Here is a 26,716-nt window from a genome sequence, read left to right as displayed (position 1 = left end):
CGTCTTCTTGTTGTGCATGGAGATCCAGCGCATCACCACCGAACAGACCTACCCACTGCGCCTGCTCGTGCTTAGGCCGGGCGGCGCACTGAGGAGGTTCAATGGCCGCACGATAATGATGAAGCCGCATTCCATCTGGGCGTGCAGAACGGAGCCGGTTTGATCGGCGTAGGAACCATTTACCCGGAGAAGCACAAAGGCATTAAAGGGCCTCGTCCCTTCCGCTTGCGCGGCATGGCCACGCATCCCGACCATCGTGGCCGCGGCGCCGGCGGCCTCATCGTTCGGTACGCCATCGAGGAACTGCGCAAGCTCGATTGCACGCTGGTATGGTGCAACGCGCGGATCAAGGCCGTGCCCTTCTATGAGCGCGAAGGCTTCCAGGTGCACGGCGAGGCATTCGAGCTGCCGGTGATCGGCATGCACTACGTGATGTGGAGGAAGATCTGATGGCAGGAGTTGGCTGCTTCGCTGCCGATTCCGGCAATGGTCTGCGGGCTAAGGCCGCTCCTGCCGGCGTCCCATCGGACGCCGCATTGTGGCAATTCTCTGAATTACCGTTCCGTGCTCCGGTTAACCTTGCGCAGCTACGCTGGCCGTGAACAATCGTCTGATCCTCTTCGCGCTCATCGGCTTCAACCTGGTGGTGAAGCTGCTCTGGCTCGGCGTTAACGACCTCGCGCACGATGAGCCCTTTACGGTGTATTGGTCGCAGCGGCCCATTGGCCGGGTTCAAGGCCATGCTCTTCGCGGAGAACAACCCGCCTCTGCATTTCCTGATCACTCGGTGGTGGAGCCAACTCGTTCCTTTCGAGGCGGCCTGGCTCAGGGTGCCCTCGGCCGTCTTAAGCGCCATGGCGGTCTTGCCGCTCCATCTCATCGGTCGGAAGCTCGGCGGCGACCGCACGGCGCTCATCACGGCAATGCTCTTCAGCTTGAGCAACTACCACTACAGCTATGCGCATGAGGTGCGCGCCTATGCGCTCTTCACGCTGCTGGCGTGCTGGAGCCTTTGGCTCGTGGTGCGCCGCATGGGCGATGCGCAAGTGGGCTGGCTGGCGCTCTTGCAACTGGCATTGTTGAATGCCGTGATGGTCTACACGCATTACTTCGGCTGGCTGATGGTGGGCGTTCAGGGCCTCTGCATCGTGCTGGTTCCCGGCCTTCGTGCATGGCGCGGCGCTTTCGTGGTGGGCAATGTGATCACCGCGGTGCTCTTCGCGCCGCTGGTGCTGGTGTTCCTGAAGCGTGCTGGCCATAGCCTTGGCGAAGGCACTTGGCTCACGCACCCGGTGCCGGAGGAGCTCTACAACATGGTGTGGAAGTGGAGCAATGCCCCGGTGGTGGCAGCGGCTTCCATCATCTTGATCGTTGCTGGCATAGCTCGTCGGCAGCGAGGCGACGCCGGCTTGCGGTTGGCCATTATCTGGGGCCTGGTTCCCCTGATAGGCCTGTTCATGCTGAGTCAATTCAAGCCCATGTTCCTCGACCGCTATTTGGTATTCTCCGCACCGGGCTTCGCGCTGCTGGTGGCTCTATGCATCCAAGCATCGCGCTTGCCGCAACTGGCGGCCAACCTGACCGGGGCGGCCCTGGTGGTTGCCATGGCCGTCACCTTCAGCCCTTGGAAGAAAGGACTCTACCAGCCTTCACGAGTAGCGGCCCAAGTGGATGCTTGGTGCGGGAGCGATTGCCACGTGGAAGTGGTGCCGCCCTGGTATTGGCTCAACCTGAAGGCCGGGCAGGGCATCGCTGAGCTGCGGCAGGACCAAGCGCACCTTCTGGAAGCGCGCGTCCTGGTGCCCGATCCGGTTCAAGCCAGAGCGCTCGGCCCCTACGTGCTCGTGGACGCCAGCGGGAACGACGAGAGCGCATGGGTGCGCGACGCGCTGCGACAGGCCTATGATACCATGCAATTCGCTGAGCCAGACCATCGGCTCCGGGTGTTCCTTTTCAGCGAGAGTCAGCAAGCCGTGCCGAACTGACCTGAGGCCTTGGGCCGGATGGTTGTTCGACGCTTCGGGCAACGGAAGGTCCTGAACAGCCGTCCAATGACTGTGTAAACCTGGCCTTGCCATGAGGTGAGGCCAGTGCTACCGCGCCCTCTACCTTTCCGCACCCAAGACCTAGCCCTGATGCTATATCGCCCTCTGGTCCTTCTGGTATCCGCCACGCTCCTTTCATGCAGCGCATCGGCACAAGTAGTGATCAACGAAGTGAGCGCGGCCAACTGGAGCGGCCCCACGGACAATTTCGGCGAACGTGAGGATTGGATTGAATTGTACAACAGCGGCGGCGCGGCTGCAGACCTGAGTGGTTGGTACCTGAGCGATAGCCAGAACAACAACACCAAGTACCAGATAGCGCCCGGAACCACCATACCAGCTGGAGGCCGGCTGGTGGTCTGGTGCAGCGGGCGCGGCACCACTGCAGCTCCGTTGCATACGAACTTCAAGATCACACAGGCCGCTGGCGAACGCGCTGTCCTGAGCAACGCATCTGGAACCATCGTGGACAATTTCCAGATCGTCAACACCACGCAGGCCGACCACAGCTGGGGCCGCACGACCGATGGAGCAGCTGCTTGGAGCCTCTTCCTCACGCCCACCCCGAATGCTGCCAATGCCGGCGCCAGCCCATCCTATTACGCGGCAACACCCACCATGAGCCAGCCTTCGGGCTACCATGGCACACCGATCAACGTGGCCATCACCGCACCGGGCGCTGGGATCACCATTCGTTACACCACCGACGGCAGCACGCCCACTGCCGCCAGCACGGCCTACGCTGGCCCTGTCGCCATCAACACCACCACGGTGCTGCGGGCACGGGCCTTCAGCTCTGCCGCAGGGGTTCCACCGAGCTTCGTGGAGACCAACACCTATTTCATCAACCAGACCCATACCCTGCCCATCCTCAGCTGCAGCGGTGATCAGGTGACCACGCTCCTTAATGGCAACGGTGGCATCGAGCCCGAGGGCATCATGGAGTATTTCGGCGCCAATGGCGTGCTGCGTGATAAGACCGGATGCACTTTCGATGAGCACGGACAAGACAGCTGGGCCTATCAGCATCGCGGCTTCGACTTCGTGGCGCGCGACCAATTCGGGCAGAACGATGGCATCCATTATCCGATCTTCCGCACCAAGGACCGCGATCATTTCCAACGCCTGATCGTCAAGGCATCGGCTGGAGACAACTACGACTACGGACCTGGTCAGCCGGCCCATATCCGCGACCAGTACGTGCAGGCCCTCAGCCAGGTCGGGGATCTCCGCGTGGACGAGCGCAGCTATGAGCCCGCTGTGGTGTACATCAACGGCCAGTATTGGGGCGTTTACGATGTGCGCGAGAAGGTCGATGACCACGACTACACGAACTACTACTATGGCCAAGGAGAGTACGACCTCCAGTTCATAAAGACCTGGGGCGGAACCTGGAGCGAATACGGGGGGGCGCAGGCCCAAACGGACTGGGATGCCTTGGTGGCCTACATCATGGGCAATGACATGGGCGTGCAGGCGAACTTCGACTATGTGGACACCCAACTCAATTGGAAGAGCCTCATCGACTACTTCTGCTTGAACAGCTACACGGTATGCGCCGATTGGCTCAATTGGAACACGGGCTGGTGGCGCGGATCGAACCCAACGGGTGAGCACAAGAAGTGGGGATATATCCTTTGGGACATGGATGCCACTTTCGGCCACTACACGAATTTCACCGGGATTCCAGACCAAACCGCGAACGCAGACCCATGCGCTGTGGAGGATCTGCCCAACCCGGGCGGGCAAGGCCATACGGACATCCTAGAGAAGCTGCTGGCGGAGAATGAGATGGTGCATGATTATTACATCAACCGCTACATCGATCTCGGCAACACGCTCTTCAACTGCGACTTCATGCTGCCCTTCCTCGACAGCCTGGTCGCCAACATCGCTCCGGAAATGCCGGGCCAAGTGGCGCGGTGGAACGGCACCTTGGCGGGCTGGCAGAACAACGTGCAGACCTTGCGCACATTCATCGAGACCCGCTGCGTCACCATCCAGCAAGGGCTCATCGATTGCTATACCCTGGCCGGCCCATTCCAGGTCACCTTCAATGTGGACCCTCCATTGAGCGGAGAGATCCAGGTGAACAGCATCGTGCTGCCCGATTACCCGTTCACGGGCACGTACTACGGGGGCATCAATACCACGCTGGCCCCTATTCCCGAAACCGGTTGGGTCTTCAGCCATTGGGAGATTTTCGGCGCTGATGCGCTCACGCCGAGCACCACCGATTCATTGGTGCGGGTCAACTTCACCGATGCCGACAGCATCGTGGCGCACTTCATCCCCCCTACCCGCTACGATGTGATGCTCGATGTCGTGCCCGCCAATTCCGGCAGCATCACCTTCGATGGAACCACCTACACCAGCTTCCCAACCGTGGCTTCCGTGGGCGAGGATGTCGATGTGCCGTTCAACATCAACCCGGCGCTCTACTACGATTTCCTCTATTGGGACTTCAAGAACGATACCGTGAACACCTACCTGCCCGGTGATTCGCTCACCAAATCGCAGGTGGCGCGCTACCTCACCACCGATACGGTGATCGCTTATTTGAAGCCGCAGGACTATGTGTTCTACATCGCTAACGCCTTCACCCCGAACGGCGATGGCTACAACGACTCTTTCAAGCCCATCATCAACGTAGTGGATCTTGCCACCTACGAGCTGAACATCTTCGACCGTTGGGGCGGCATCATCTGGTCCAGTAACGATCCGTGGGCCGAATGGGATGGTCAGGCCAGTGGCAAGGAAGTGCCGAGCGGGGTTTATGCTTGGCAGGCCTATGCCGTGGATGCGATCAAGAAAGACCGCTATGAGCTCTTCGGCCACGTGACCATTGTGCGTTAGCTATTGGACGGGCGCTATGAGGCGCTGCTTCGCTGGTGACCGGATTCGGCCCCAATAATACTCGGTCTTGGATCGTTAAGTGTTAAATTGTTCAACTAATTTGATCTTGCGCTGAACAATCGTCCGTGAGCCTTGTTCTCCCGGTGTTGTCAACCTAAACCCGCAACACCGATGAATCTCTTCCCTACCCTTCGAACCGCCCTGATCGCTCCGAGCCTCGGCTTGGCACTCTGGGCATCCGCGCAAACAGCGCGATTACAAGTGATCCACAATTGCGCCGACCTGAATGCGGCCGTAGTGGATGTTTATGTGAACGGAAACCTGGCGGTGCCCGATTTCGGTTTCCGCACTGCCACCCCATTCATCGACCTTCCGTCTGGGGTCGATCTGGAAGTGGCCATCGCCCCGGGCAATAGTTCAAGCGCAGGTGATGCGTTATTCACGCAAACCTTCAACTTGGCTGACGGAGAGACTTACATCGCCGTGGCAAGCGGCACCTTGGGCCTAGGCGGCTACAACCCCGCCACCCCATTCACCATCGAGGTCTTCGCTGGTGCTCGCGAAACCGCCCAAGGGCCCGGCACCGACGTGCTGGCCCTGCACGGAGCCACTGACGCTCCCATGGTTGACGTGTTCGAGAGCGCCGTGGTGAGCACCACCATCATCGACGACTTCAGCTACAGTGATTTCGCAGGTTACCTCGAACTGCCCACGCTCGACTTCACCCTGCAAGTGCGCACGGCTGACAACAGCACCATCGTGGCTGCCTATGCCGCCCCTTTGCAGACCCTCGGCCTCCAAGGCGCAGCGCTCACCGTGCTCGCCAGCGGATTCCTGAATCCCGCAGCCAACAGCAACGGACCTGCCTTCGGTCTTTGGGTGGCCCTGCCCCGCGGCGGAGCCCTGGTTGAACTGCCTGCAGCCACCATTCCCACCGCTCGTATCCAGGCCATCCATAACAGCGCCGATGCTGCCGCCAGCGAAGTGGACGTGTATCTCAACGGCGCACTGTTTGTTGATGACTTCGCCTTCCGCACCGCCACGCCCTTCGTTGATGTGCAGGCCGGCGTTGACCTCACCCTCAGCATCGCTCCGGGCAACAGCACCAGCGTGGCCGATGCCATCGCCGATTTCAATTACAACCTGCCTGCCGGTGAGACCTTCATCCTGGTGGCCAACGGCATCGTGAGCGCTAGCGGCTACAATCCCGCCACGCCCTTCGACATCCTTGTTTTCCCGGGTGCTCGCGAAACCGCCCAAGGGCCCGGCACCGACGTGCTGGCCCTGCACGGAGCCACTGACGCTCCCATGGTTGACGTGTTCGAGAGCGCCGTGGTGAGCACCACCATCATCGACGACTTCAGCTACAGTGATTTCGCAGGTTACCTCGAACTGCCCACGCTCGACTTCACCCTGCAAGTGCGCACGGCTGACAACAGCACCATCGTAGCTGCCTATGCCGCCCCTTTGCAGACCCTCGGCCTCCAAGGCGCAGCGCTCACCGTGCTCGCCAGCGGATTCCTGAATCCCGCAGCCAACAGCAACGGACCTGCCTTCGGTCTTTGGGTGGCCCTGCCCAGCGGCGGAGCCCTCGTTGAATTGCCTGCAGCCACCATTCCCACCGCTCGTATCCAGGCCATCCATAACAGCGCCGATGCCGCCGCCAGCGAAGTGGACGTGTACCTCAACGGCGCACTGCTTGTTGATGACTTCGCCTTCCGCACCGCCACGCCCTTCGTTGATGTGCAGGCCGGCGTTGACCTCACCCTCAGCATCGCTCCGGGCAACAGCACCAGCGTGGCCGATGCCATCGCCGATTTCAATTACAACCTGCCTGCCGGTGAGACCTTCATCCTGGTGGCCAACGGCATCGTGAGCGCTAGCGGCTACAATCCCGCCACGCCCTTCGACATATATGTTTACCCCGGTGCCCGCGAAACTGCCCAAGGCGCTGGCACCGATGTGCTCGTTTTCCACGGCTGCACCGATGCGCCCACGGTTGACGTGTTCGAGAGCGCTGTGGTGAGCACCACCATCGTGAATGACCTCTCCTACGGTGAATTCGATGGCTATCTGGAACTGCCCACGCTCGATTTCACCCTGCAGGTGCAAACGGCTGATGGCGCAACGACCGTGGCCTCTTATGCCGCTCCGCTTCAGACACTCGGCTTGCAAGGCGCCGCCCTCACCGTGCTCGCCAGCGGATTCCTGAACCCTGCGAACAACAGCAACGGTCCAGCCTTCGGTCTCTGGGTGGCCTTGGCCAGTGGCGGCAGCTTGGTGGAATTGCCCATCGCAACAAGCGTTTCGGAGGAAGGCCCCATCGCGTCTGCTACGGCATGGCCCAATCCGGCCAACGACCGGCTCATGCTTGATGTGGACGCCTTGCGCGATGCCAACCTTGAAGTGGACCTGATCGACGCCACCGGCCGCACTGCACGCCTGATGAGCAGCACGGCCCTGAACAGCGGTCGCACTCAGTTGAACTTGGACCTGAGCGGCATGGCCAATGGAAGCTACACGCTCACGCTTCGGAGCGACGGCGGCTCAGTGAACGTACCGGTCGTGATCGCGCGCTAAGCGATTCGTCCGCCATGCGGAAGGGCCCCCGAAGGTTTGGTGGGGGCCCTTCCCATTTGGCGGTGAATAGGGCGCCCTCTCTATCGCTATCCGATCATTATTAACCACCCCTTTACTTTCACCGCCGCCAATGGGACCCTTCCTCATGCGATTCCAGATCCGTGATCTGGAGCAGTTCACCGGGGTGAAGGCGCACACCATCCGGGTTTGGGAACGGCGATACGGCCTGCTGAAGCCCGATCGCACCGACACCAACATCCGCACGTACGACATCGATGAGCTGAAGACGATCCTCAATGTGGCCTACCTCAATCAGAAGGGCCATAAGATCTCCAAGATCGCCGCCATGCCCGTGGCAGAGCGCGACCGGGCAGTGCGCCAAGCCGCCTTACAGGACCATGATTCCTTGGGCATCATCAACACGCTGGTGATGGCGATGCTCTCATTCGATGAGCCGCTGTTCGAGGGCACCTGCGATGCCTATGCGGCGCAGCATGGCTTCCGTGCGCTCGTCGAGGACGTGCTCGTGAAGCTCCTGGAGCGCATCGGCCTGCTTTGGCAGAGCAATACGATCTGCCCGGCACAGGAGCATTTCGTGAGCAATCTGGTGCGGCAACGGCTGATCACCGAGACATCGAAGCTCCCGTTGAGCAACAGCCATCCGATCGATGTTCTTTACCTGCCGGAGGATGAGATCCATGAATTGGGCCTTCTCTACTTGAATCACCTGTTGCGCGCCGCTGGCCATCGAACCATCTATTTGGGCCAGAGCGTCCCCAGCAATGACCTGCTCCAGGTGGCGGGCCTTTACCACGGTCCCATCCGATTCATCACCCTTCTCGTGGTTCGGCCAACGGCCGATGATGCGCCAGCGTACCTGCGCGCGCTTCGCGCAAGCATGCCCGACCCGCGGATCACGTTCATGGCCGCAGGCATGCCCTTGCGTGGGGTCGAGGCCTCCGCGGTGCCGGAAGGCATGCAGCTCTTCCCTGACCTGGGAGCGCTCATTTCTACGGTGGCCCCTCGCTAGGGCAGCACCTTCCCGGGATTCATGATGCCCTGCGGGTCGAAGGCTTGCTTGATTGCGCGCATCACATTGAGCTGTTCAGCATTGAAGGCGATGTCCATGTAGGGCCGTTGAACCAAGCCGATGCCGTGCTCGCCGCTGAGCGTGCCGCCCAGCGAAACGGTCAGGGCGAAGATCTCGCGGATGGCTTTCGGCAATTCGTGTTCCCAGAAAGCATCGGAAAGGTCGCCCTTGATGATGTTCACGTGAAGGTTGCCATCGCCGGCGTGGCCGTAACACACGCTGCTGAAGCCGTAGCGCGCGCCGATCCCCTTCACGCCCTTCAGCAAACGCGGCAGTTCGTAACGCGGCACCACGGTATCCTCTTCCTTGTACACGCTATGGGCCTTCACGCTCACCGGCACGCTGCGCCGCATGCGCCAAAGCGCATCCTTCTCGGCTGAGCCCTCTGCGAAGAGCACTTCTCCCGCTTCATGCGCCTCCATCACCGTGACGATCGTCTCGCAGCAGCGCATGATCGCATCGGCATGATCGCCATCGACCTCGATGAGGAGGTAGGCACCGGGTTCCGATGAGAGCTGCGCGGGCAGTCCCTCGGTGTGCTGCATCGTCCACACGATGGCGTCACGCTCGATGAACTCCATGGCGCTGGGCGTGACGCCAGCTCTGAACGTGGCGCTCACCGCCTCACATGCCTTCTCCGCGCTGGCGAAGGGCACGAGCATGAGCCGGTCCTCCTTCGGCAAGGGCACAAGGCGCAGCACGGCCTTGGTCACGATGCCCAAGGTGCCCTCGCTGCCCACGAGCAAGCGCGTGAGGTCGTAGCCCGTGGCGTTCTTCAGCGTATTGGCACCAGTCCAGATCACCTCGCCATTGGGCAGCACCACTTCCAGATTGAGCACGAAGTCGCGCGTGACGCCATACTTCACGGCTCTTGGCCCGCCGGCGTTCTCTGCGATGTTGCCGCCTATGGTGCAACTGCCGCGGCTGCTGGGGTCCGGCGGATAATACAGGCCCTTCGCGGCCACGGTCTCTTGCAGCACCTGCGTGATCACGCCCGGCTGCACCGTCACTTGCAGGTTTCGCTCATCGATGTGCTCAATGGCATCCATGCGGTCGAGTGCGAGGCCCACGCCACCATGCACGCTCAGCGCGCCACCACTAAGGCCAGTCCGACCACCGATGGGCGTGATGGGGATATGATGCTCCGCACAGATGCGCACCACGGCGCTCACTTGCCCGGTGCTAGCGGGCCTTGCCACGGCCGAGGGCGGAAAGCTGAGGTCCTCGGTCTCATCGTGACCATAAGATCGGCGTGCCTCGTCGGAACGCGAGAGGCCTTCGGGGCCCAGTGCATCCAAGAGCTGCTGATACACGGAATCAATGATGTCGAGATCGGGCATGGGAGCCGGTTAAGCGTTCGCGAAGTTCTGCAACTGGAGCTAAGAGCGTGAAGGATCCGGAACAACGAGCGAATGGAATCGGGAATCGGAGAGGCCAGGTCCCTGCGCTGAAGGTCTTCAATGAACTCGAATTGCAGTAAGGATTGCCGTTGCGGATTGAGTGCGAGGCGTGAGCTGACGGGAATATCACCACTGCCGCAGCCTAGAGCGAAATCACCCCCCTTTGGTCTCAGCTCATGCCGGCCGGTCCTCTGCCATCACTGCACCACCACCTCTTTCACCACTTGGCGCCCGGCCCGTTCATTGATCCGCGCAAGGATTTCGGCGCGCAGGTAATTGAGCTCTTGCCGCAGCGGTGCACTGTCCACGCTTATCCGCAGGACGGTGCTGCGCAAGCGGAGCGCGGTGGTATGGCGCGCCACCATGGCACCCGCCACTTCGGGCCATGCTTCGGCGATGGCGGCCTCGTCGAGGCGCTCGCGCATGCCAGCGCCATCGACCAGGTGACCGATGGCCTCAGCCAGCGATTGCTCGTTGCGGCGCTTCACGGGTGATGCCTTCATGGGTGAGGTGGAAGAAGCGCGTCTCAAGGTCGAGGCCATCGAGCGCGGCATGGAGGCGCTTCGGATCGGTGTCGGTGATGAGCACTTGCCCGAAGCGGTGATCGCTGAGCAGCTGCAGCAGGTGGCGCATGCGCTGCGGGTCGATCTTATCGAAGATGTCGTCGAGCAGCAGGATGGGGCGCTGGCCGGCGCGCTGCGTGGTGAGCTCGAACTGCGCGAGCTTCAGCGCTATGAGGTAGGTCTTCTGCTGGCCCTGCGATCCGAAGCGCTTCAAGGGCTGCCCGTCTAGGGTGAAGAGCAGATCGTCCTTGTGGACGCCCGACGTGGTGTGCTGCGCGGCGAGGTCGCGTTCCCAGCTCCCGGCAAGCAGGTCGCGCATCGATGCGCCATTGAGCGGTGAACGGTATTCCAGCGCCACTTGCTCAGGCCCTGAGCTGATGGCGGCATAATGCTCCAGCAGCAGCGGTGCCAGGTCATGGATGAAGGCGCTGCGCGCGGCATGCACAGCCGAGGCGAGCACGCAGAGCTGCTCATCCCACGGCTCCAGCGCCGATGGCTGCACCCCGCCATGTTCAGCTGCCTGCTTCAGCAATGCGTTGCGCTGCGAGAGTGCGCGGTTGTATCGGATCAGCGCATCGAGGAAGGGCTTATCGAATTGCGCGATCAGGCCATCGATGAAGCGGCGCCGCACCTCGCTGCCATCGAGGATGAGCTGGCCGTCGTACGGCGTGATCATCACCACGGGGTAGCGGCCCACGTGATCGGCCAGGCGGTCGTATTCCTTGCGGTTGCGGCTGAGCACCTTGCGCATGCCGCGTCGCACGCTGCAGAGCACGGCATCATCGCCATCATCACCGCGCATCACGCCCTGAACCACGAAAAGCTCCTCACCGTGCCGCACGTTATGCTGGTCCTGCGCCTCGAGGTATCCTTTGCCGAGCGCGAGGTAATGGACCGCATCAAGCAGGTTGGTCTTGCCCACGCCATTGGGTCCGGTGAAGCAATTCACCTCAGCGCACAGATCGGCTTCCGCTTCGCGGTGATTGCGGAAGTTGATCACATGCAGTCGGGCGAGGTGGAAGGCCATGCGGCGAAGCTAACGGCGCCGCGAGCGTCCGGCGCGGTGCTGGCCACTGCCGAGCGATCGCGCTTTTATCTTCGGCCCCGCCTCATCGCCTACTTCCGCCATGCAAACACAACCTGTTGCCAAGCCCTCGCCCACCCAAGCTGCCAGCACTGCAACGGGAGCTCGGCCCGTTTCGGCGTTCATCGAGAAGCACTTCCTGCACTTCAACGCCGCCGCGCTCGTGGATGCCGCGAAGGGCTACAAGGAGCATTTGGGCCGAGGGAGGAAGATGATGATCACGCTGGCCGGGGCGATGAGCACCGGTGAGCTTGGCAAGATCCTGGCGGAGATGATCCGGCAGGGCAAGGTCGATATCATCAGCTGCACCGGCGCGAACCTCGAAGAGGATGTGATGAACCTGGTGGCGCACGACCATTACGAGCGCATCCCGAATTACCGCGACCTCACCCCGGAGCAGGAGCGCGCATTGCTGGACCGCGGCATGAATCGCGTCACGGATACCTGCATCCCTGAGCACGAGGCCTTTCGCCGCTTGGAGAAGCACGTGCTCGACCTCTGGACAGCCGACGATAAGAGCGGCAACCGCCGATTCCCGCACGAGTACTTCTACGCCATGATCAGGAGCGGCGTGCTGCAGCAGTACTACCAGATTGACCCGAAGGACAGCTGGATGGTGGCGGCTGCCGAGCGCAACCTGCCTATCATATGCCCCGGTTGGGAGGACAGCACCCTTGGCAACATCTTCGCCGGCCATTGCATGACCGGTGATTGCAAGCCGCAGATGATGAAGAGCGGCATCGAGTACATGATGTTCCTGGCCGAATGGTACACGAGCAATTGCGGCACGGACGGCATCGGCTTCTTCCAGATCGGCGGGGGTATCGCCGGAGACTTCCCTATCTGCGTGGTGCCCATGCTGCACCAGGACCTCCAGCGTGATCACATCCCCTTCTGGAGCTACTTCTGCCAGATCAGCGACAGCACCACCAGCTACGGCAGCTATAGCGGCGCCGTGCCCAACGAGAAGATCACCTGGGGGAAACTCGATACCGACACCCCGAAGCACATCATCGAGAGTGATGCTACTATTGTGGCGCCCCTCATCTTCGCCTACGTCCTCGACATGTGAACCACCATGCAGCGCCTGATTCGCTCCTTCAACACCTTGACCGATGCGCTCAAGGAGACCCTGCAGGAACAATATCCTGACGGGATCGACACCTCGCACATCAAGACCATCCCTACCGCCAAAGGCGAGATGCTGCGGGTTATCGAGCTGAGTACACCCGAAGCCCTTTACCTGATCAAGATCAACGCGGAGAGCCGCGCTGAGATCGAAGAGTTCCTGGATCAGGACAACGAGCCTGCCGCAGCCGGTGATGAAGACCTTGATGCGGAGGATGGGATCGAGGGCGAGGCAGAAGACGAAGGCGATGGCATCGACGACGCCGACGATGCGGATGATGATGATGATGATGATGATGCCGATGACGACGAGGACGATGAGGAGGACGCCGGGGATGATGATGACAAGGACGATGACGAGGACTGATCCCCGCTGAACCTTGCTTCTGAAACAGGCCCCGGATAACTCCGGGGCCTGTTTACTTTCGGCGCAACACCTGCACCATGAACGGCACTTTCCATATCGCCATCGCCACCACGGACCTCAAGCGCATGAAGGCTTTCTACGGGAAATTCCTCGGCCTCAAGGAAGGCCGGAGCGCCAAGACCTGGGTCGATTTCGACTTCTTCGGCCACCAACTCACTATCCAGGAAGTGCCCGTGACGTACAGGACTGCGCGCATCTACAACCCGGAATCCAATGTGCCCAGCGACCATTGGGGCATCGTGCTTTCCATGAGTGACTGGAAGAAGCTCCGAGACAAGCTCAAGAAGGTCGGCCATCCCTTCTTCATTGAGCCGCGCTTGGTGATGAAAGGCGAGGTGGGTGAGCAGCGCAGCATGTTCATCGAGGACCCGGATGGGCACGCGATCGAGTTCAAGGCCTTTGAGGACGCGGATGACCTGTTCCGGAAGGCATGACCGCGCGCGGAGCCATCGTGCTCTTTCTCTTCGGTCTCGCCCTCACCATCATGGGCGCAACGATCAAGATCATGCATTGGCCCTATGCTGATGCCCTGCTCGCTGGGGCTTCACTCATGCAGACCATCTCTGTCCTGGTGCTCGCCTACAAGGTCTTCAGCTACCCCGGCGCGAAGGACTTCCTGGACCGTTGATCAGCAAAGATGAAGGCGCCCGGATGAGCGCCTTCCTGAATCGAGTGCAGCAAGGTCAATAGTCGCGCATGGCGACCAATTCGCCTCGCTCATCATATTGCTCGCCGCGCTGTATCACGCCTTCGCTGTAAACCAGCCGGCAGACCACGCTGTTCCTATGGCTGCGGAACTCCCAAACGCCCTGCCGCAGGCCATTGCGGAAGCTCGCATGCGCCAGCACCGCACCGGTATCGCTGAACTGCTTCCATTCACCATCGCGGCGACCATCGCGGAAGCCGCCCATCTCCTTCACACGGCCATTTTCATGATAGGTGATGAAACGGACCCGATCACCCTCGCGATAACGCGTTGCCCGGAGCGTACCATCAGGATAGCGCTCTTGAACAAGCAACTCCGCACGTTGCGCGGACAACGACCCACCCATGATCATGAAAACGAAGAAGAAAGCAATCCCACGCATGGTCTTCCGGTTCTTTGCCGTCTTATACGCACAAAGGTAGCATCAAGTTCACCGAAGATTAACATGGAATTAACGCAAGTTCCTCCCTGCGCATTGTTCGTAGGATTACGAGACTTGATCGCGCGTGCAATCCGTGGTTCCCGCCCTTTGTGGACGAATGCTCAATCAGGATTAGCCGCAAACCACCAACCTCAGGCCTTGCGCAAATACCTGCTCTTCAGGACCATCGCGCCGAATCCTTCAATCCGGCAATCGATGTGGTGCTCGCAGTCAACCAATTCGATGTTCCGCACCTTGGTGCCCGCCTTCAAGGCCTTCGGTGCCCCTTTCACAGCCATGTCCTTGATCATCAGCACATCATCGCCATCCTGAAGAACTTTTCAATTGGCATCCTTCACAACAGGTCCCCCGCTCGCAGCAATCGATCCTCCGGGTTCCATTCTTGCCCGCACGCGACGCACATCTCGAGTTGCATGTTGGATAGATAAGGATGTGCATTCAGGGCATTTCTGGGAATCGCTCATTGGGATCGGAATGGACGGTAAGCTATTTCATGGCTCGGCTTCCAGATGACCCAGTGCACCTTTAGGCCCATATTTCCATTGACCGCTCACATCTGCGGTTGCGCGCATGACGAATGTCCATCATTATCCATGGTCGTCCAGTACCTTCACCGCAAAGCCGAAAGCCATGAAGAGCATCCTTGCAGCCGTCGACTTTTCAGCAGTGACCCCGAGCCTGCTTGCATTGTCATGTGAGTTTGCGAAACACCACAACGCCAAGCTGTGGCTCATCCATGTGGCCGCGCCAGACCCCGATTTCATCGGCTTCAAGACAGGTCCGCAATACATCCGGGATCATCGGGCTGAACAGCTGCGGCAAGAGCACATCGACCTGCAAGGGATGGCTGCGGAAGCCCGCGAAAAAGGCATTGATTCCGAGGCGTTGCTGTTGCAAGGCCCAACAGCAGAGACCATTCTCGCCGAGGTCGAAAGGTTGAAGAGCGACATGGTGGTGGTGGGTTCCCATGGGCACAGCGCTCTCTACCGCGCCTTCGTTGGCAGCGTGAGCGAACAAGTGCTCCGTGAATGCACGGCACCCGTTCTTGTGGTGCCCACGCCGAATCGCGGATAGGCCGGTTACCCTGGCAATCACGGAACTGAGCCGAGGGGCCAGTTCATCGAGCGAAAGGCCATTCAAACGGCCTCTACAATGCGCTATTTACCGCACGAACAGGGTCTAATCTTCGACGAACACTTGACATTCGTCTATCAATCCTGATACGTTCGCGCCACTCTTTCTCGACCGGATCGCTCTTCAGACCCTGCCTTTGGACGCTTGTTCAGTCAACTGAGCAAGACCATGCGATCCACTCAAGCAGCCTTGCCGGCGCCCAATCCTGAGGTGCTCTGGCTCGATCCCGACCTGGGCCTAGGGCCCTATCAAGGAAGCAGGCCAACAACGACTCCACTGGAGGGCCATTGGCCTTCCGCACCTCATGAGCAAACCCCTACACCTCGAACCCCGATGAAGCACCGAAACCCCTTCACGAAAGAGATCGCGCGGCTGATCGCGCTGCTCTTGCTGCTTGCCACAGGCTGGCATGCAGCGGCACAGCACCGGATCGATCCGGTGAAACCCCGTGCACCGCACACCGGCCACGACCACGGCCACGAGCACGTGGACATTGATGCCCTGCTGAACCGGCACGATCAGCGCATCACCTTCATGGAGAACGGAGGGCAGTTCGGAGCTCAGGTCCTTTACCGCGCCGATTTCCCGCTTGGCCAAGCCGTGGCCACCGCGCAAGGCATGGTGGTCACCGCCTTCGACCCGGTGGAAGTGGAGAAGCGCATCGCTGAAGGATTCCGCATCGAGGAGGAAATGGCCCAAGGCCGACCGATGCGCGAGCTGCAATGGCGCAAGCGCGGCCACTCCTGGCGGCATCGCTTCATCGGCGCATCGGATGCCATGCGGATCGAAGCACGTGATCGGCACCCCGAACTGACCAATTACTTCGTGGGCGAGCGCAGCGCCTTGGATGCCTCCAGTTTCCAGGAGGTCTGGTACACGGGCATCTATCGTGGCATCGATGCGCGCTACTATCCGGCTGAGGACGGCTCGTTGGAGTATGACCTGATCGTGAAGCCGGGCGGCGACCCCGGTAATGTCGCCATCGCCCACGAGGGCATCGAGCGCATGCATGTGAACGATGATGGCGAACTGGTCATCGAGACGATCCTGGGCGAAATGGCCCATCCCGCTCCATACGTGTACCAACGGAGCAACGGCCGCGAGACCCGCATCGACGCCGCCTACAAGGTGGACGGCAATGTCCTGCGATTCACCTTGGGCGCCTACGATCGCACCCAACCCTTGGTGATCGACCCCATTGCCATGCGATGGGCCACATGGATCAATACCAACAGCAGCAGCGACAACCACGGCCACTGCATCTGGGTGGACCCGAGCGACGGCGCCATCTATGTGGTCGCCCGAGTGACCGGGACCACCGACCAGATCACGCCCGGCGCGTTCGATGAGACGACGAATGGCGGCTTGGAGATGATCGTGGGCAAGTACCTCGAGCCTGCAACGGTGGGAGGCAGCGGCACCCGGGTGTGGCAGACCTACATCGGCGGAAACGGCGATGACAACCCCTACGCGATGGAGCAGGGACCCGACGGCAACCTGTACATCACCGGCCAGACCGGCAGCACCAACTTCCCGCTTCTGGGCGGTACGGCCTTCACCGGCAGCAGCGTGAACCAGCAGGCCCAGAGCGGCATCGATGTGTTCGTGCTGAAGATCAACACCGCCGGCAACAGCATCAAGGCGGCTGTCGTTGGTGGCAACGGAAGCGACGACAACTACGACGTGCGCCTGGCCGCAAATGGCGATGTGTTCGTGGGCGGGAGCACCACGAGCACCAACCTGCTCACGCTGAACCCCGGCAGCGGAGCCAGCAACACCAACAACGGCGGGAGCGATGTCTTCCTCTTCCGCGTCAACCAGGACCTGAGCAGCATCGTCTGGATGCGGAACTACGGCGGCAGCTCCGCCGACCGGGCCAGCATCATGCTCCACAACACCGCAACCGGAGACCTCTTCGTGGGCGGCAATACCAGCAGCACCAACTTCCCTACCCTGAACCCGCGCCAGAGCACGCGCGGCGGCAGCACGGCCGGATTCCTCCAACGCCTCAACGGAACCACCGCTGCCACCGTTTGGAGCAGCTATTACTCCAGCGCCAGCAGCCAGAATGCCAACCTGCTTTGCATGGAGTTCAATACCGCCAAGGATGAGCTCTTCTTTGGCGGCGTAACCAGCGGACTCAGCAGCTCGAACATCACGGACGGGGTGTTCGACACCAGCCACAACGGCAACAATGACTTCTATGTGGGCCGCATGACGATTGACCAGACATTCCTCGCTGGCACCTACATCGGCGGCTCCGGCAATGAAGTGAACATGATGGGCCTCAATACTGACCTGAACAATGATGCGTACGTCTTCGGCTACAGCGCCAGTACGAACTTCCCGGTGAGCGCCTCGCCCAACGTTCCGCTGCAGACCACCAATCAAGGCAGCAACGACAAGGTTTTCTTCAAGCTGAAGAGCAACCTGAACCAGCTCGAATTCAGCACCTACTACGGCGGCACCAGTGACGACTACGACCCCGTAGGCGAGCGCGGCATCAAATTCAACGATTGCCGCATCTACACCATCGTCACTGCGCAGAGCAACAACATCCCGCTAACCCAAGGCGCCGTCAACACCACCAAGAACAGCACGACGAGCCGCTACGAGCCGGGCCTTGTGGTCTGGGCCAACCCGCCCGACCTGCTCGGCAACAGCATCACCTATCAAGGCGTGTCCATCTGCCCCGGCGCAACCCCAGGCGACATCATGGGATCGGAGCCGAGCTATTCGTTGCCCACCATCGTGCGCAACAACGTCGCCTCCGGTTACCCTGCCTTCCCGAGCGCTGCGACTTACCAATGGCAGATCAGCCCTGACAGCCTCACTTGGACGGACATACCCGGCGCTACGGGCCAGAACCTCAGCGGCGCGCAGATCGGTGCGCTCACGCAGGACACGTACATCCGCCGCATCATCGGAGGCGATGCCTGCATCCTCGCCGGTGCTGCCGACCAAGTGGTTAAGGTGCGCATCATGACCGCCGACGGAACAGTGACCGATGCGCTGTGCAACGGTTCTGCCACTGGCAGCATCACGGCAACGGCCGATGGCCAGGCGCCTTTCACTTACGCCTGGAGCAATGGGCAGACCAGCGGGACCGCGGTGAACCTTGCGGCCGGTCCTTACAGCGTGACCGTTACCGACTTCAATGGCTGCAGCGCAACAGCCAACTTCGTGGTGGGGCAACCCGCTCCGCTCAGTGCGAATGTGAGCACAACGCTCGATGCCTGCGGAACCGGAACAGGCAGCGCCACAGCAAGCGGAACAGGAGGCACCCCCGGCTACAGCTATCTCTGGAGCACCGGTGCCACAGGTCCGAACCTCACGAATGCGAGTGCCGGAGCGTACTCCGTGCAGGTCACCGATTTCAACCAATGCAGCGCGGTGGTGCTGGTCAATATCGATGGCACCTTGCCGCCCTCTGCGAACGCGGGCGCCGACGCGGAGATCAATTGCACCACAGGTGCGACGGTGCAACTGGATGGCTCCAGCCAGACGCCAGGCGTGAACTTCAGCTGGACCGGTCCGGGCATCGTCAATGGCGGCGGTTCGGCCAACCCCACGGTGAACGCAGCCGGCACCTACACGCTAACGGTCACCAATCCTCAGACCGGCTGCACGGCGACGGATCAAGTTGATGTCACAGTGAACACGACTGTCCCCGGCGCGCAAGCCGCTGGCGGAACCATCACCTGCAGCAATGAATGCGTGATGCTCATGGGCACCGGCAACGGTTCGTTCGCCTGGAGCGGCCCGAACAACTTCAACAGCACCGAGCAGAACCCGACCGTGTGCGCCCCCGGCACCTACACGCTGGTTGTCACCGGCAGCAACGGCTGCACGAGCACCGCTACCGCTGAGGTGGAAGAGGACACCGATGTCCCCGGCGCGCAAGCCGCTGGCGGAACCATCACCTGCAACAACACGTGCGTGATGCTGAGCGGCAACGGCAACGGCTCCTTCGCATGGAGCGGCCCGAACAACTTCAGCAGCACCGAGCAGAACCCGACCGTGTGCGCTCCCGGCACTTACACGCTGATTGTCACCGGCAGCAATGGTTGCACGAGCACCGCCACCGCTGAGGTGGAGGAGGATACCGATGTGCCCGGAGCCTTCGCCACGGGAGGAACCATCAACTGCAGCAATGAGTGCGTGATGCTCATGGGCACGGGCAACGGCAGCTTTGCGTGGAGCGGCCCGAACAACTTCAACAGCACCGAGCAGAACCCGACCGTATGCGCCCCCGGCACCTACACGTTGGTGGTCACCGGCGCGAACGGCTGCACGAGCACCGCTACCGCTGAGGTGGAGCAGGACAATGACGTCCCCGGGCGCAAGCTGCTGGTGGCACCATCACCTGCGACAATGAGTGCGTGATGCTGATTGGCACCGGCAACGGTTCGTTCGCTTGGAGCGGCCCGAACAACTTCAACAGCACCGAGCAGAACCCGACCGTGTGCGCCCCCGGCACCTACACGCTGGTGGTGACCGGCAGCAACGGCTGCACGAGCACCGCTACCGCTGAGGTTGAGCAGGACACCGACGCACCCGGCGCGCAAGCCGATGGCGGAACCATCACCTGCAACAACGAGTGCGTGATGCTGATGGGCACCGGCAACGGTTCGTTCGCCTGGAGCGGCCCGAACAACTTCACGAGCACCGAGCAGAACCCCACCGTGTGCGCCCCCGGCACCTACACGTTGGTGGTCACCGGCGCGAACGGCTGCACGAGCACCGCTACCACTGAGGTGGAGCAGGACAATGACGTCCCCGGAGCGCAAGCTGCTGGCGGAACCATCACCTGCGACAATGAGTGCGTGATGCTGATTGGCACCGGCAACGGTTCGTTCGCTTGGAGCGGCCCGAACAACTTCAACAGCACCGAGCAGAACCCGACCGTGTGCGCCCCTGGCACCTACACGCTGGTGGTGACCGGCAGCAACGGCTGCACGAGCACCGCTACCGCTGAGGTGGAGCAGGACAATGACGTCCCCGGAGCGCAAGCCGCTGGCGGAACCATCACCTGCAGCAATGAGTGCGTCGAGTTGAGCGGCACCGGCAACGGCAGCTTCGCTTGGAGCGGCCCGAACAACTTCAGCAGCACCGAGCAGAACCCGACCGTGTGCGCCCCCGGCACCTACACGCTCGTGGTCACCGGTGCGAACGGCTGCACGAGCACCGCTACCGCTGAGGTGGAGGAGGACAACGACGTGCCTGGAGCCTTCGCCACGGGCGGAACGCTCACTTGCACGAACACCTGCGTGATCCTCATGGGCACCGGCAACGGTTCGTTCGCCTGGAGCGGCCCGAACAACTTCAGCAGCACCGAGCAGAACCCGACCGTGTGCGCTCCCGGCACGTACACACTCATCGTGACCGGCACGAACGGCTGCACGAGCACTGCTACCGCTGAGGTGGAAGAGGACACCGATGTGCCCGGAGCGCAAGCCGCTGGCGGAACCATCACCTGCAGCAATGAGTGCGTGATGCTCATGGGCACCGGCAACGGTTCATTCGCTTGGAGCGGCCCGAACAACTTCAGCAGCACCGAGCAGAACCCCACCGTGTGCGCCCCTGGCACCTACACGCTGGTGGTCACCGGCAGCAACGGCTGCACGAGCACCGCTACCGCTGAAGTGGAGCAGGATACCGACGTCCCCGGCGCGCAAGCCGCTGGCGGAACCATCACCTGCAGCAATGAGTGCGTGATGCTCATGGGCACCGGCAACGGTTCGTTCGCTTGGAGCGGCCCGAACAACTTCAGCAGCACCGAGCAGAACCCGACCGTGTGCGCCCCCGGCATCTACACACTGGTGGTAACCGGCAGCAACGGCTGCACGAGCACCGCTACCGCTGAGGTGGAAGAGGACACCGATGTGCCCGGAGCGCAAGCCGCTGGCGGAACCATCACCTGCAGCAATGAGTGCGTGATGCTCATGGGCACCGGCAACGGTTCGTTCGCCTGGAGCGGCCCGAACAACTTCAACAGCACCGAGCAGAACCCGACCGTGTGCGCCCCCGGCACCTACACGCTGGTGGTGACCGGCAGCAACGGCTGCACGAGCACCGCTACCGCTGAGGTGGAGCAGGATACCGACGTCCCCGGCGCGCAAGCCGCTGGCGGAACCATCACCTGCAGCAATGAGTGCGTGATGCTCATGGGCACCGGCAACGGTTCGTTCGCTTGGAGCGGCCCGAACAACTTCAGCAGCACCGAGCAGAACCCGACCGTGTGCGCCCCCGGCATCTACACACTGGTGGTAACCGGCAGCAACGGCTGCACGAGCACCGCTACCGCTGAGGTGGAGCAGGACAATGACGTCCCCGGAGCGCAAGCCGCTGGCGGAACCATCACCTGCAGCAATGAGTGCGTGATGCTGATTGGCACCGGCAACGGTTCGTTCGCTTGGAGCGGCCCGAACAACTTCAGCAGCACCGAGCAGAACCCGACCGTGTGCGCCCCCGGCACCTACACGCTGGTGGTCACCGGTGCGAACGGCTGCACGAGCACCGCTACCGCTGAGGTGGAGGAGGATACCGACGTCCCCGGCGCGCAAGCCGCTGGCGGAACCATCACCTGCAGCAATGAGTGCGTGATGCTGATTGGCACGGGCAACGGTTCGTTCGCTTGGAGCGGCCCGAACAACTTCAGCAGCACCGAGCAGAACCCGACCGTGTGCGCCCCCGGCACCTACACGCTGGTGGTCACCGGTGCGAACGGCTGCACGAGCACCGCTACCGCTGAGGTGGATGAGGACAACGACGTCCCCGGCGCGCAAGCCGCTGGCGGAACCATCACCTGCGACAATGAGTGCGTGATGCTGATTGGCACGGGCAACGGTTCGTTCGCTTGGAGCGGCCCGAACAACTTCAACAGCACCGAGCAGAACCCGACCGTATGCGCCCCCGGCACCTACACGTTGGTGGTCACCGGCGCGAACGGCTGCACGAGCACCGCTACCGCTGAGGTGGAGCAGGACAATGACGTCCCCGGAGCGCAAGCTGCTGGTGGCACCATCACCTGCGACAATGAGTGCGTGATGCTGATTGGCACCGGCAACGGTTCGTTCGCTTGGAGCGGCCCGAACAACTTCAACAGCACCGAGCAGAACCCGACCGTGTGCGCCCCCGGCACCTACACGCTGGTGGTGACCGGCAGCAACGGCTGCACGAGCACCGCTACCGCTGAGGTGGAGCAGGATACCGACGTCCCCGGCGCGCAAGCCGCTGGCGGAACCATCACCTGCGACAATGAGTGCGTGATGCTGATGGGCACCGGCAACGGTTCGTTCGCTTGGAGCGGCCCGAACAACTTCAACAGCACCGAACAGAACCCGACCGTATGCGCCCCCGGCACCTACACGTTGGTGGTGACCGGCAGCAACGGCTGCACGAGCACCGCTACGACGCAAGTAGGCAGCGACTTTGAGGCGCCGCAGGCGACGCTAAGCAGCACGCTGATCGGCTGTGAGGGCGAACCCGCAACGGTGAGCTACACAAGCAGCAGCGCAATCGCGACAGCCGAGTGGTTCAACGCCAATGGACTTGTAGGCAGCGGCAGCTCGATCTCCACGAGCACACCAGGCGCTTACACGCTCATCCTCACCGGAGTGAACGGCTGCACCAATGAGTTCAGCATCGAAGTGCAGCAGAACACCGATTGCGACAAGGACTGCGACCCCTTGATCCTCGAATGCCCTGCTGACATCACCGTGGCGTGCGCCGATGATTTCTCACCCTTCGGCCTCGGCGGCGAACCCATCTTCAACAAGAAGAAGGACGATGATTGCCCGGATGTGGTCCAGGCCTGGTGGAGCGATGCCATCATCAGCAACTGCCCGTACGTGATCCGCCGCACCTGGCACGCGGTGGGCAGCGATGGCAGCACCGAGACCTGCATCCAGTACATCACGGTCATCGACGATGTGCCCCCGATCTTCTACAACGTGCCTGCCGCGATGAGCATCGCCTGCGACGCCGACATGGACGCCATTGCCACGCCGGACGTGACCGCGTACGATGAATGCACCAAGGTGGATGTGACCGTCTATCACAGCATGGAGGTGATCCCCGGCGATTGCGCGGGCAACTACACCATCGTCCATACCTGGACCGCGCGCGACCAGTGCCACAACTGGGGCACCGCCACCTGGACGATCACCGTGCACGACGATCAGCCACCGGTGCTGTCTTGCCCGGTCGATGACATCACCGTGATCTGCAAAGAGCTGCCCGAGCCCAGCGACAAGTGCGAAGCCACCGACAATTGCTCCGCGGAGGTGAGCATCTCCGTGGAAGAGGAGAAGAGCGAAATGGATGACGAGGGCAAGTACGTGATCACGCGCACTTACATCGCCACGGACGACTGCGGCAACAGCTCCACCCACGTGCAACTGATCACGGTCTGGTGCGATAAGAAAGAGGAGGACGGCAAAGGCCCCGATCAGGCCGGCGTGAAGATGTCCGCGAGCGCCTGGCCGAATCCCTTCCGCGAAGAGAGCAGCATCAGCCTCACGCCCACGGAAAGCGGCTCCGCCACCGTTCTGGTGACCGATCTGCAAGGCCGGGTGGTGAGCGAACTGTACAACGGCCATGTGGAGGCCGGCGCCACCTTGGTGCTGCCCTTCCGCCCGGCCTAGCGCAATGGCTGCGCTTACCTCTATCGCATCCGGTTGAATGGCGAGGAGATCATCGGCCGCATCCTTGCGCAGCCCTGATCGACTTTCGACGATTGAACGACGAAGCCCTGGCGCGAGCCGGGGCTTCCTCGTTCTCAACGGCACGGTTGCTCGATCCTATCTTGGCCGCATGGCCGGTCGCCTTTTCCCGCGCTGGGGCATCCTCCTCATCGACCTGGTGCTCTGCATGGCGGCACTGGCCTCAGCGTACCTGCTCCGATTCAACTTCAAGGTGCCTGCGCACGAGGTTGAACTGCTCCTGCCCGTGCTGCCTGTCTTCCTGCTCGTGCGCGCCTCCACATTCCTGATCGCAGGCATCCCGCGCATCATGGTGCGGCACACCAGCACGGAGGATGCGCGCCGCCTCTTCCTCACCGTTGCTGCCGGCACAGCGGTTCTCGGCGCGATCAGCTTGCTTCGATTCCTCCTCTTCGATGGCCAGTACTTCCTTCCGCGCGCGGTGATCATCATCGACTTCATGGCCACCGCCATGCTCGTGATCTCGGCGCGCATCGCCTTCAAGCTGCTGCACCTGCGCAGCCGCGGCGCGGGCAAGGAGCGCGTGCGCGTGATCATCCACGGTGCGGGCGAAGCGGGCTTGATCACCAAGCGCACGCTCGAGCGCGAGGGATCAGTGAAGTACGAGGTCGTCGCGTTCATTGATGATGATGACCGCAAGGCCGGCAAGCGGCTCGAAGGGGTCGGCATAGCGAGCACCGGGCGATTGCCCGCCCTGCTCACCGAGGGCATCGATCAGGTGATCATCGCCATCGGCAAGCCCGACCCCGAGAAGCGGCGCCTGGTGGTGGATGCCTGCATAGCCGCGAAGGTGCAGGTACGCACCATTCCGCCGGTGAATGATTGGATCAATGGCCAACTGAGCGCAGGGCAGATCCAGCAGGTGCGCATCGAGGACTTGCTTGGGCGCCAGGTGATCCACATCGAGCAGGAAGCCGTGCGCCGGCTGGTAGCCGGCAAGCGCGTGCTGGTCACCGGCGCTGCGGGCAGCATCGGCAGCGAATTGGTTCGGCAGCTGGCGGAGATGGGAACGGCTGCACTTGCGCTGGTGGACATCGCCGAGAGCGGCTTGTATGATGTGGAGATGGAACTGGTAGGCAAGGGCCGCGGCGACATGCTCCATGTGCACGTGGCCGATGTGCGTGACTTGAATCGCATGGAAGCCGTGTTCGCGATGGAGCGGCCGCAGCTGGTCTTCCACGCAGCGGCGTACAAGCATGTGCCCTTGATGGAGGCCCAGCCCGAAGAGGCCGTGCGCACCAACATCGGCGGCACGGGCACGGTGGCGCGGCTGGCGTGCAAGCATGGGGCGGAGCGTTTCGTGCTCATCAGCACGGACAAGGCCGTGAACCCCACCAGCGTGATGGGTGCCAGCAAGCGCGCGGCCGAGATGCTCGTGGGCGCCATCGCGCAAGGCTGCGGAACCGTATTCGTCACCACGCGCTTCGGCAACGTTCTAGGCAGCAGCGGCTCGGTGATCCCGCTCTTCCGCAAGCAGATCGAAGCCGGCGGCCCGGTAACGGTGACGCATCCGGACGTCACGCGATTCTTCATGACCATCCCCGAAGCGTGCCGGTTGGTGATGGAGGCCGCAGCGATGGGACAAGGCGGCGAGATCTACGTGTTCGACATGGGCCAACCCGTGCGCATCGCTGACCTGGCGGACAAGATGATCCGCCTCAGCGGGAAGGAGCCCGGCAGCGAGATCGCCATCACCTACACCGGCCTGCGCCCCGGAGAGAAGCTCTACGAAGAGCTGCTCGCCACCAGCGAGAACACCCTGCCCACGCACCACCCGCGCATCCTCATCGGGCAGGTGTCGCCGGTAGATACCGAAGACGTGCTGCGCCGAACGGAAGCGTTGCTCCGATTGAGCGGCACGGAAGCCGTGATCGCACTGAAGGGCATGATCCCGGAATACGGCCCGGAAATGCGCGTGCGAACCGCACATTGAATCGGCTTGGCAACAATGCACCACCAGCATCCATGAGTCAGCACACCGAAGCCCAATTCCTCGCTCGCATCGTCGAACGCTCCCGGGAATACTCCCGATTCTACCTGAGCCAGCTCAAAGGCCAGGACCCTCATCGCGTCTTCGTTTGTGAAGGCAAGCCGCTGAATAGCCTGTTCTGGATCGTGGCCCACATGGCCACCACGCAGAATGGCCTGCTGCTCTACAGCACGGGTGGCCCGTTCAAGAAATTCAGCTGGGCCAAGCACTTCAGCGTCGGCGGCAAGGGTCTGCCGCCAGAGCAGTGCCCGCCATATGAGGAGGTGTGGGCCACTTTCAAGGAGGTGCATGAGAAAGCCATGGACTACCTGCCCACGCTCACGCCTGAGCAACTGGATGCACCCAATCGCACGGGCCTGCCGCTGATCGGGACGACGGTGCGCGACGCGATCATCCATGCGGCCCGGCACGAATCGCTTCACACGGGGCACCTCACCACCCTTTGCAAGCTCTACGGAATCGCCACCGTGTAGGACCGCTCGAGTACATCAGATCTCCAATCCAGACTTGGAGAAAGACCGGCAGAATGGCCCGTATGCACATCT

The 26,716-nt window shown here is 61.8% G+C and carries 18 protein-coding genes and 1 pseudogene; 14 read left to right on the top strand and 5 right to left on the bottom strand.

Features of this window, described 5'->3' with window-relative positions; genetic code table 11:
- The first annotated feature begins 141 nt into the window (after window positions 1–141).
- From IPK70_13660 to IPK70_13640, 5 genes are all read left to right on the top strand, one after another.
- Window positions 142–450, top strand: coding sequence for a GNAT family N-acetyltransferase (locus IPK70_13660; GenBank protein MBK8228205.1), 309 nt, complete (start codon window positions 142–144; stop codon window positions 448–450).
- Window positions 451–686: 236 nt separating this feature from the next.
- Window positions 687–1,985 carry a glycosyltransferase family 39 protein gene (locus tag IPK70_13655; GenBank protein ID MBK8228204.1) on the top strand — a complete coding sequence of 433 codons (1,299 nt, stop codon included), beginning with the start codon at window positions 687–689 and terminating at the stop codon, window positions 1,983–1,985.
- Between the two features lie 150 nt (window positions 1,986–2,135).
- A complete protein-coding gene (locus IPK70_13650; GenBank protein ID MBK8228203.1) occupies window positions 2,136–4,901 on the top strand; it encodes a CotH kinase family protein in 2,766 nt (921 codons plus the stop codon).
- Window positions 4,902–5,072: 171 nt separating this feature from the next.
- Window positions 5,073–7,481 carry a DUF4397 domain-containing protein gene (locus tag IPK70_13645; GenBank protein MBK8228202.1) on the top strand — a complete coding sequence of 803 codons (2,409 nt, stop codon included), beginning with the start codon at window positions 5,073–5,075 and terminating at the stop codon, window positions 7,479–7,481.
- A 145-nt stretch (window positions 7,482–7,626) separates the two neighbouring features.
- Window positions 7,627–8,511 (top strand): MerR family transcriptional regulator, encoded by an 885-nt coding sequence (locus IPK70_13640; protein ID MBK8228201.1) that lies wholly within the window; start codon window positions 7,627–7,629, stop codon window positions 8,509–8,511.
- Here the strand turns inward: IPK70_13640 and IPK70_13635 are convergent.
- The 3 genes from IPK70_13635 to IPK70_13625 all read right to left on the bottom strand — a co-directional run bounded on the left by IPK70_13635 (window position 8,508) and on the right by IPK70_13625 (window position 11,561).
- Window positions 8,508–9,911 (bottom strand): FAD-binding protein, encoded by a 1,404-nt coding sequence (locus tag IPK70_13635; protein ID MBK8228200.1) that lies wholly within the window; start codon window positions 9,909–9,911, stop codon window positions 8,508–8,510. The two genes, IPK70_13640 and IPK70_13635, sit on opposite strands and share 4 nt — an antisense overlap.
- A 257-nt stretch (window positions 9,912–10,168) precedes the next feature.
- Complete coding sequence (locus IPK70_13630; protein ID MBK8228199.1) at window positions 10,169–10,474, bottom strand: DUF721 domain-containing protein; 306 nt, start codon at window positions 10,472–10,474, stop codon at window positions 10,169–10,171.
- A complete protein-coding gene (locus IPK70_13625; protein ID MBK8228198.1) occupies window positions 10,428–11,561 on the bottom strand; it encodes a DNA replication/repair protein RecF in 1,134 nt (377 codons plus the stop codon). The genes IPK70_13630 and IPK70_13625 overlap by 47 nt, the downstream gene beginning before the upstream one ends.
- 100 nt (window positions 11,562–11,661) lie before the next feature.
- On the opposite strand from IPK70_13625, the gene IPK70_13620 reads away from it, so the two are divergent.
- The 4 genes from IPK70_13620 to IPK70_13605 all read left to right on the top strand — a co-directional run bounded on the left by IPK70_13620 (window position 11,662) and on the right by IPK70_13605 (window position 13,801).
- Window positions 11,662–12,690: a deoxyhypusine synthase family protein gene (locus tag IPK70_13620; GenBank protein ID MBK8228197.1), complete on the top strand. Its 1,029-nt coding sequence runs from the start codon at window positions 11,662–11,664 to the stop codon at window positions 12,688–12,690.
- A gap of 6 nt (window positions 12,691–12,696) precedes the next feature.
- Window positions 12,697–13,113 (top strand): hypothetical protein, encoded by a 417-nt coding sequence (locus IPK70_13615; GenBank protein ID MBK8228196.1) that lies wholly within the window; start codon window positions 12,697–12,699, stop codon window positions 13,111–13,113.
- Window positions 13,114–13,190: 77 nt separating this feature from the next.
- Window positions 13,191–13,607 carry a VOC family protein gene (locus IPK70_13610; GenBank protein MBK8228195.1) on the top strand — a complete coding sequence of 139 codons (417 nt, stop codon included), beginning with the start codon at window positions 13,191–13,193 and terminating at the stop codon, window positions 13,605–13,607.
- Window positions 13,604–13,801 carry a hypothetical protein gene (locus IPK70_13605; GenBank protein MBK8228194.1) on the top strand — a complete coding sequence of 66 codons (198 nt, stop codon included), beginning with the start codon at window positions 13,604–13,606 and terminating at the stop codon, window positions 13,799–13,801. Before IPK70_13610 ends, IPK70_13605 begins: the two co-directional genes overlap by 4 nt.
- Window positions 13,802–13,856: 55 nt before the next feature.
- On the opposite strand, the gene IPK70_13600 is transcribed toward IPK70_13605, so the two are convergent.
- A complete protein-coding gene (locus IPK70_13600) occupies window positions 13,857–14,261 on the bottom strand; it encodes a hypothetical protein (GenBank protein MBK8228193.1) in 405 nt (134 codons plus the stop codon).
- Window positions 14,262–14,452: 191 nt separating this feature from the next.
- Window positions 14,453–14,785 (bottom strand): annotated as a pseudogene (locus IPK70_13595) (alkylphosphonate utilization protein).
- Between the two features lie 166 nt (window positions 14,786–14,951).
- Between IPK70_13595 and IPK70_13590 the strand changes: the two are divergent.
- The 5 genes from IPK70_13590 to IPK70_13570 all read left to right on the top strand — a co-directional run bounded on the left by IPK70_13590 (window position 14,952) and on the right by IPK70_13570 (window position 26,644).
- Window positions 14,952–15,395, top strand: coding sequence for a universal stress protein (locus tag IPK70_13590; protein ID MBK8228192.1), 444 nt, complete (start codon window positions 14,952–14,954; stop codon window positions 15,393–15,395).
- Window positions 15,396–15,788: 393 nt separating this feature from the next.
- The gene (locus IPK70_13585; protein MBK8228191.1) at window positions 15,789–19,841 is read left to right on the top strand and encodes a hypothetical protein; all 4,053 of its coding nucleotides are present in this window, start codon (window positions 15,789–15,791) and stop codon (window positions 19,839–19,841) included.
- On the top strand, window positions 19,841–24,103 hold the full coding sequence (locus IPK70_13580) for a hypothetical protein (protein ID MBK8228190.1): 4,263 nt from the start codon (window positions 19,841–19,843) through the stop codon (window positions 24,101–24,103). Before IPK70_13585 ends, IPK70_13580 begins: the two co-directional genes overlap by 1 nt.
- A gap of 169 nt (window positions 24,104–24,272) precedes the next feature.
- On the top strand, window positions 24,273–26,114 hold the full coding sequence (locus tag IPK70_13575) for a polysaccharide biosynthesis protein (protein MBK8228189.1): 1,842 nt from the start codon (window positions 24,273–24,275) through the stop codon (window positions 26,112–26,114).
- Window positions 26,115–26,146: 32 nt separating this feature from the next.
- Window positions 26,147–26,644, top strand: coding sequence for a DinB family protein (locus tag IPK70_13570; protein MBK8228188.1), 498 nt, complete (start codon window positions 26,147–26,149; stop codon window positions 26,642–26,644).
- The last annotated feature ends 72 nt before the right edge of the window (window positions 26,645–26,716 follow it).

Source organism: Flavobacteriales bacterium (assembly GCA_016712535.1).
Taxonomy (GTDB): Bacteria; Bacteroidota; Bacteroidia; order Flavobacteriales_F; family PHOS-HE28; genus PHOS-HE28.
This window is presented reverse-complemented; position numbering and strand designations above follow the sequence as displayed.